The organism is Psychrobacillus sp. Z16_25, assembly GCF_056856695.1.
On the sequence record NZ_JBXEOV010000008.1, the window covers coordinates 158,389 to 166,282 of the forward strand.

The window sequence follows — 7,894 nt, forward strand, 5'->3', positions numbered from 1 at the left end:
AATGTGGGCGGCCCATTATATTTCTCTTATCGTAGGTTGTAGAAAGTGTTCTTTCCTAGGTATTGAGATGTTCCGAAGAGTTGGTCTTCGATGCGTAGTAATTGGTTGTATTTTGCTACGCGGTCAGAGCGTGAAGGTGCTCCTGTTTTGATTTGGCCAGCGTTTGTTGCTACTGCGATGTCTGCGATTGTTACATCTTCAGACTCACCAGAGCGGTGAGAGATAACTGCAGTGTAGCCAGCGCGTTTTGCCATTTCGATTGCGTCGAATGTTTCTGTAAGTGTACCGATTTGGTTCACTTTGATTAGGATAGAGTTTCCTACGCCTTGCTCAATTCCTTGTGCAAGTTTTTTCGTGTTTGTTACGAATAGGTCGTCTCCTACTAATTGAACGCGGTTTCCGATACGCTCTGTTAATAGCTTGTGGCCATTCCAGTCGTTTTCGTCTAAACCGTCTTCGATAGAGATGATTGGGTATTTGTTGCAAAGCTCTTCATACCAATCAACCATTTCTTCAGAAGTTCTTACAACGCCTTCTCCTGATAAGTGGTACTTGCCATCTTCTTTGTTGAATAGCTCAGAAGAAGCTACGTCCATTGCAAGTAATACTTCTTCGCCAGGCTTGTAGCCAGCTTTTTCGATTGCAGTCATGATAGTAGCAAGTGCTTCCTCGTTAGATTTCAAGTTTGGAGCAAATCCACCCTCGTCACCAACCGCTGTATTTAATCCTTTTTCTTTCAATACGCCTTTTAAGCTGTGGAAAATTTCAGCGCCCATGCGAAGTGCTTGGCGGAAAGATTCAGCTCCTACTGGCATGATCATGAATTCTTGGATATCTACGTTGTTGTCGGCATGCTCACCGCCGTTTAAGATGTTCATCATTGGAACAGGAAGCTGTTTAGAGTTAAAGCCACCTAGATATTGATATAAAGGAACATCTAAGTAATCAGCAGCTGCGTGTGCTACCGCCATAGATACACCTAAGATAGCATTTGCGCCTAGGTTTCCTTTATTTTCTGTACCGTCTAATTCGATCATAGCACGGTCGATAGATACTTGGTCTAATACAGAGAAGTTTTCCTCTAATTCATTAGCAATTACGTTGTTTACGTTCTCAACTGCTTTTAGAACTCCTTTTCCAAGATATCTTGATTTATCGCCATCGCGTAGCTCTACTGCCTCATATTCACCAGTAGATGCACCAGATGGAACAATTGCACGACCAAAAGCTCCACTCTCTGTAAATACTTCTACCTCTACTGTTGGATTTCCACGTGAATCTAATACCTCACGTGCTTGAACTTGTGTAATAATTGGCATTTTCAACTCTCCGTTTCCATTAATGTTTTGCCTGTCATTTCAGGCGGTGTTTCTATTCCCAATAAATGTAACATGGTCGGTGCCAAATCGGCTAAAATCCCTTCGCTGCGAAGCGTTACTCCCTTTTTCGTTACGATAACAGGGACTGGATTTGTTGTATGAGCCGTCATTGGCTTTCCTTCCATCGTAGTTACCTCGTCTGAGTTACCGTGGTCTGCTGTAATGATCGCAGCGCCACCTTTTGCTAAAATAGCATCTACTACTCTGCCTAGACATTCGTCTACAGCCTCGATTGCCTTCACGGTTGGCTCCAGCATTCCACTGTGCCCTACCATATCTGGGTTCGCGAAGTTTAGGATGATTGCATCAAATTTATCTGCTGTGATTTGTGCAACCAATGCTTCCGTCACTTCATACGCACTCATTTCCGGCTTCAAGTCATAGGTAGCAACCTTTGGCGAATCAATCAAGATACGCTCTTCTCCTGGGAAGGTTGCTTCACGTCCACCACTCATGAAGAATGTAACATGCGGATACTTTTCTGTTTCTGCAATACGTAGCTGTGTTTTATTCTCATGTGCCAGCACTTCACCTAATGTGTTGTGAAGGTCCATTGTTTTAAATACGACATTTGCCACGACATCTTCGCTGTAGTGTGTGAATGTCACAAGCTTCAAGTTTTCTGGATGCTTATCGCTTCGAACAAAACCATCAAAGCCTGGCGTTTTAAGTGCCATAGACAGTTGGCTTGCTCTATCTGGTCGGAAATTAAAGAAGATAATCGCATCTCCAGAGTCGATTGTTGCAACTGGCTTGCCATCCTCTTCGATTACGAAAGGCATAACAAACTCGTCAACGATATCTGCCTCATAAGAGGACTCAATGCCCTCCTTGGCAGATTTACTAGTTCCACCAGTGCCATCGACCATTGCCTTGTAAGCTAACATCACACGATCCCAGCGTTTGTCACGGTCCATTGCATAGTAGCGTCCGCTAACTGTTGCAAACTTACCGATTCCGATTTCTGCGATTTTTTCTTCTGTTTCCTCTACAAAGCCTAATGCTGTTCTCGGGCCAACGTCACGACCGTCTAGGAAAGCATGGATGTAGGCTTGGTCTAAGCCCTGCTCCTTTGCTAGTCGTAGCAATGCAAATAGATGGGAGTAGTGACTGTGCACGCCTCCATCAGATAGAAGGCCAAGCAGGTGAAGCTTTCCTCCTGTCTTCTTTACATGCTCGACTGCAGCAATAAGCTCAGGCTCTTTAAAGAATTCTCCATCTCGGATGGATTTATTAATACGTGTTAGGTTTTGATAAACAATTCTCCCAGCACCTATATTTAAATGGCCAACCTCTGAATTCCCCATTTGTCCCTCTGGAAGACCAACCGCTTCACCTGAAGCAATCAGGTGAGAAGTCGGGTATTCATTCCAGTAACGATCGAAATTGGGTTTATTCGCTTGGGCAACTGCGTTTCCGAAAGTCTCTTCACGCATTCCAAAGCCATCTAAAATAATTAGTGCCACAGGACTTTTAGACATTTGCTCCAGCCTCCAAAAGCTTCACAAAAGAATCCACCTGGAGACTTGCTCCACCAACTAAAGCCCCGTCAATATCTTCTTTTGAAAGCAACTCTTCGATATTTTCCGGCTTTACGCTACCTCCGTATTGAATACGGACTGCAGCAGCTACTTCTTCACCGTAGCTATCCAGGATTGTTTCGCGAATTGCACGGCATACTTCATTCGCATCATCCGCTGTAGCAGTTTTACCTGTACCGATTGCCCAAATAGGCTCGTATGCGATGATGGATGCCTTTACCTGCTCCTCGGAAAGTCCCTCTAGCGCAGCAGATACTTGACCGGATACAATCTGCTCGGTTTGATTTTGCTCGCGTTGCTCTAAGGACTCTCCTACACAAATGATAGGAGTGAGTTCATAGCTGAACGCAGCCTTTACTTTTTTATTCACAGACTCGTCTGTTTCGTTAAAGTATTGGCGTCTTTCGGAATGTCCGATTACTACGTAGCGAACGCCAATTTCTTGGAGTTGATGCCCACTAACTTCCCCAGTGAATGCGCCTTCCTTTTCCTCGTGCATTGTTTGAGCCCCGATAGAAAGATAGGAATCCTTCGTTTCCCTCACAAGTCGGTCTAAATACAATGCTGGGGCGCAGATAACTGCTTCTACCTTTTCAGAGGAGATGTTCTCCTCACGTAACCCTCTTACAAAGTTTGTAGCCTCTTGTAACGTTTTATACATTTTCCAGTTTCCCGCAATCACTCGTTTACGCAATGTTCATCGCCTCCATTAATTACTTATCGTTTAATGCTGATACTCCTGGAAGTTCTTTACCTTCCATGAACTCAAGCGAAGCTCCTCCTCCAGTGGATATATGATCCATTTTATCTGCTACATGGAATTTTTCAACCGCTGCAGCTGAATCTCCACCGCCGATTACTGTGTAACCTTGAGTTTCTGCCATTGCTTGCGCCACACCTTTTGTGCCGTTTGCAAATGACTCCATCTCGAACACACCCATTGGTCCGTTCCAGATAATAAGCTTGCTAGCTTTAATAATATCACCATATAGCTTCACTGTGTCAGGTCCAATATCAAGACCTTCCCAGTCTGAAGGAATTTGATCAATACGTACTACTTTTGTATTTGCATCATTAGAGAAATCGTCTGCTACTACCGCATCAACAGGTAGGTGGAAGGAAACGCCTTTTTCCTTTGCTTTGTCAATAAAGGACTTCGCTAGATCTAGCTTATCATCCTCTACAAGGGATTTCCCGATATCATAGCCTTGAGATTTTAAGAAAGTGTAAGATAATCCACCACCAATGATGATGTTATCTACCTTGTCCAATAAGTTTTCAATGACACCGATTTTATCCTTAACTTTCGCTCCACCGATGATTGCTGTGAATGGACGGTCTGGCTGAGATAATGCTTTACCAAGCACATCTAACTCTTTCTCCATTAGTAATCCAGAAACAGCAGGCAATAGCTTTGCAATTCCTTCTGTCGTTGCGTGTGCACGGTGTGCTGCTCCGAATGCATCGTTTACATAGATATCTGCAAGTGATGCGAAGGCTTTTGCTAATTCTGGATCATTCTTTTCTTCCCCTGCATGGAAGCGCACGTTTTCTAATAAAACGACGTCTCCCTCAGACATTTCACTAATCGCTTGCTCAACCTGTGCACCGATAGATTCATCAAGCTTTTTAACAGGCTTTTCAAGAAGAGAAGATAGACGCTCTCCAACCTTCGTTAAACGAAGCTCTTCCTTCACTTCTCCCTTTGGACGACCCATATGACTTGCAAGAATAACCTTTGCACCTTCACCGATTAAGTACTGGATAGTTGGAAGTGCTGCACGGATACGAGTGTCATCTGTGATTTCTCCATTCTCCATTGGTACGTTGAAATCTACACGACAGAATACTCGTTTCCCTTTTACATCTACGTCACGCATCGTTTGTTTATTCATGAAATAGCCTCCTTTAATATGCAGAGAATTAGTGTTACCAAAAGTACATTCTTTACTAACAAGAAAGGAGCAAAGGGTATCCCTTGCTCCTCTCAACCCTCTTTTATTATAGAGGGTCTGTTGCTTAAACGCTATTCAAAATAAATCAGAATATGGAGCGCTATGCAAATTATAGTCCTTTTTCCATCATTAGCACAGCAAGGTCTACACAGCGTTTAGAGTAGCCTGACTCGTTGTCATACCAAGCTAATACTTTTACCATGTTGTCCCCTAGTACCATTGTAGATAATCCATCTACTGTTGAGGAAGCAGTGTTTCCATTGTAATCGATAGATACTAATGGAAGTTCGTTGAAATCTAGGATACCTTTTAATTCGTTTTCAGATGCATCTCTTAAAGCTTTATTCAATTCTTCAGCTGTTACGTTTTTCTCTAGCTCTGCAACAAAGTCTACTAGTGAAACGTTTGGTGTTGGAACACGTACAGCTAATCCATCTAATTTTCCTTTTAACTCAGGAAGAACTTTTGCTACTGCAGCAGCTGCTCCTGTAGTTGTTGGAATCATAGATTCTCCTGCTGCACGAGCACGACGGTAGTCGCTGTGTGGCAGGTCAAGAATACGTTGGTCGTTTGTGTAAGAGTGAACAGTTGTCATCATTCCACGTTTGATACCAAAGTTGTTTTGTAAAACTTTTGCGATTGGTGATAAGCAGTTTGTTGTACAAGAAGCATTTGATACAACATGGTCTGTTTCTGGGTTGTACTTGTCATCGTTAACACCCATTACGAATGTTGGCATACCGCCTTGTCCTGGTGCAGAAACGATAACCTTTTTAGCTCCTGCTTCTAAGTGTTTACCAGCTGTTTCAGTAGAACGGAAGATACCTGTACTTTCGATTACGATGTCTACTCCAAGCTCGCCCCATGGTAATGCAGCAGGGTCTTTTTCAGCGTAAACATGAATGTTTTTGCCGTTTACAATCAGGTAGTTTCCTTCGGATGTGATGTCTGCATCAGAAATTCCGTGAACAGAATCATACTTTAAAAGATGTGCTAGCATCGCAGCATCTGTTAAGTCGTTGATTGCAACGATTTCTACTTTTTCATTGTTGATTGCCTCACGAAATACTTTACGTCCGATACGTCCAAATCCATTAATCGCTAATTTAACTGGCATGTAATATTCCTCCTAATTTGTTGGTATAATCTTCATCATTTCTTTTGCTGCACTCTCGTCAGTCACAAGGACCGTTTGTGGAGGTGCTTGTTTAAAGTAGGATAGCAGGGCATTGGCTTTCTTTGCTCCACCGGCAACCGCCAGCAGGTGCTCTATGTTTCTCAACTGCTCTAGTTGTACACCAATCGTCGGGATTCTATGCACCGCTTTTCCTTGGTCATTATAATAATATCCAAAGGCTTCGCTTATCGCTCCTAGTTCCCGAAGACGAGCTAACTCTTCTTCTCCCGAATTCCTTCTTCTAGCCATCTCAAGCGCATCACCAATTCCGTGGATGATGATGTTCGTTTTGTTATACAACTCCATCATTTCCTGGATAAACGGTTCGTTTTTCGTTGCCTGATAGGCTTCTTCGCTTAAACTATCTGGCATATATAAAGTTCGGTAAGAACCGTTCAGTTTATTGGCAAATAAGGAGGCTATCGTATTTGCTTGTAGCCTTACGTCCTTCCCTACCCCGCCTCTTGCCGCAATAAACAATAGATCCTTCCATTTGTTTGTTTCCGGCAACGCGGTCGAGATGGATGCAATGGTTTCGCCACCTGTCACTGCAATGATATTGCCATTCCCCAAGATACCCTCCAAATACTTCGCTGCTTCCTGAGATAAAAGCATAGATGTATTACTATTAGTATCTGCATTTCCTGGAACAATAATCACTTTTTTTATACTTAAATATTTTTGCAGTGCTTCCTCTAGCTGAGATCGACCAGACCACTCTTGGACAATTTGCTTTAATTCCAGAAGAATTTTAGTTCCTTCACTCGTGATAGAAGCTCCATCCCTTGAAATCTCAATTAGTCCTTGGTTTCTTAGCGTGTCCATTTCCTTCCGGGCATCTCTTTCGGAGAGACCTAAATGTTCCCCTAATTGTCTTCTGCCCATACCTTTGGCAAGCTGAACTGTTTGAAGAATCCGATACCGCTTTTGCAGCAATTCCTTCATCTCTGGCAACAGGGTCACCTGCGCTTCAAGAAAAGAATTCATCCGTCACTTCCTCTTCCGTTGTGACATTTTTGTCCCACTGGACACAAAAGTGTCCCATATACATAAAAAAATATATACATCCGTATCGAATTATACCGTAATATGTATTGAACCGCAACCGAGACCCATTGAGGCATTATTTTTCCAATGCCTCTAAGATCGTCACATAATCCACCTGTCCATACTGAACAATCTTTCCTTGCAGCGCGATGACAGGAATCATCAGCATATACTTCTCATGCAGCTCATCATCTTCTTCTATGTTCACTTCATTTATTTCAAATGAAACATCCTCCTGCACCAGCTTCAGCATCAACCGAGCATCATCACAAAGATGACAGCCAGGCCTCGTGTAAAAATCCACTACCATGCTACTCCCTCCCATCTTTCCTCTAGTGTATCACTAATTGGAGAGATTCGTGAGTTAGTAGAAGCTGCTGCTGGGTAGGTATCGGAATGTGGAAACGGTTAGCATCACCATGCGACGGGATTCCCTACCGAGAATAAATTCTCATCACCCGAGAATAATCTTAGAATATCCGAGAGATCTCAAAGTATGCCCGTATACTAGAATAACCTAAACTACTTAAGAATCGAGAGTTAATTGTAACCGCCAATGGATGGAATTACCTGTACAAGCAAAATGGGAGAGTAAGTTGAGCTTTTCCTGAAAGTTGTCTTCATTAAGGGCGGGCTGGTGAGTGTGCGGGAGCCGGGTGCCGAGTGAGAGTAAATGGGGCTTATGTGAGAGTAATCGCCCACCGAACGAGAATAACGGGATTATGTACATATAATTGTGTAAAAGTGAAAAGTCATATAAATTCCTGGGTAAATGTTAGTGTGCGACCAAAAACA

General features: G+C 43.0%; 7 protein-coding genes. All 7 read right to left on the minus strand.

Features of this window, described 5'->3' with window-relative positions; all coding sequences use genetic code 11:
- Window positions 1–26 precede the first annotated feature (26 nt).
- The 7 genes from eno to AC1VU3_RS10650 all read right to left on the minus strand — a co-directional run bounded on the left by eno (window position 27) and on the right by AC1VU3_RS10650 (window position 7,409).
- Entirely contained in the window at window positions 27–1,319 is a 1,293-nt protein-coding gene (gene eno / locus AC1VU3_RS10620; protein ID WP_482983451.1) for a phosphopyruvate hydratase, read from the minus strand.
- Between the two features lie 2 nt (window positions 1,320–1,321).
- Window positions 1,322–2,860 carry a 2,3-bisphosphoglycerate-independent phosphoglycerate mutase gene (gene gpmI, locus AC1VU3_RS10625; protein ID WP_482983452.1) on the minus strand — a complete coding sequence of 513 codons (1,539 nt, stop codon included), beginning with the start codon at window positions 2,858–2,860 and terminating at the stop codon, window positions 1,322–1,324.
- A complete protein-coding gene (gene tpiA / locus AC1VU3_RS10630) occupies window positions 2,853–3,614 on the minus strand; it encodes a triose-phosphate isomerase (protein ID WP_480388558.1) in 762 nt (253 codons plus the stop codon). The genes gpmI and tpiA overlap by 8 nt, the downstream gene beginning before the upstream one ends.
- Before the next feature lie 19 nt (window positions 3,615–3,633).
- A complete protein-coding gene (locus tag AC1VU3_RS10635; protein WP_480388559.1) occupies window positions 3,634–4,815 on the minus strand; it encodes a phosphoglycerate kinase in 1,182 nt (393 codons plus the stop codon).
- Between the two features lie 169 nt (window positions 4,816–4,984).
- Window positions 4,985–5,992, minus strand: a complete 1,008-nt coding sequence (gene gap / locus AC1VU3_RS10640; RefSeq protein WP_480388560.1) for a type I glyceraldehyde-3-phosphate dehydrogenase — start codon at window positions 5,990–5,992, stop codon at window positions 4,985–4,987.
- Window positions 5,993–6,004: 12 nt separating this feature from the next.
- Window positions 6,005–7,039 (minus strand): sugar-binding transcriptional regulator, encoded by a 1,035-nt coding sequence (locus tag AC1VU3_RS10645; protein WP_482983453.1) that lies wholly within the window; start codon window positions 7,037–7,039, stop codon window positions 6,005–6,007.
- Between the two features lie 136 nt (window positions 7,040–7,175).
- Window positions 7,176–7,409, minus strand: a complete 234-nt coding sequence (locus AC1VU3_RS10650) for a glutaredoxin family protein (RefSeq protein ID WP_480388562.1) — start codon at window positions 7,407–7,409, stop codon at window positions 7,176–7,178.
- Between the last annotated feature and the right edge of the window lie 485 nt (window positions 7,410–7,894).

Coding starts and splice junctions, on each gene's coding strand:
- eno (WP_482983451.1), bottom strand. CDS start 1,319: ATGCCAATTATTACACAAGTTCAAGCACGTGAGGTATTAGATTCACGT.
- gpmI (WP_482983452.1), bottom strand. CDS start 2,860: ATGTCTAAAAGTCCTGTGGCACTAATTATTTTAGATGGCTTTGGAATG.
- AC1VU3_RS10635 (WP_480388559.1), bottom strand. CDS start 4,815: ATGAATAAACAAACGATGCGTGACGTAGATGTAAAAGGGAAACGAGTA.
- gap (WP_480388560.1), bottom strand. CDS start 5,992: ATGCCAGTTAAATTAGCGATTAATGGATTTGGACGTATCGGACGTAAA.
- AC1VU3_RS10645 (WP_482983453.1), bottom strand. CDS start 7,039: ATGAATTCTTTTCTTGAAGCGCAGGTGACCCTGTTGCCAGAGATGAAG.
- AC1VU3_RS10650 (WP_480388562.1), bottom strand. CDS start 7,409: ATGGTAGTGGATTTTTACACGAGGCCTGGCTGTCATCTTTGTGATGAT.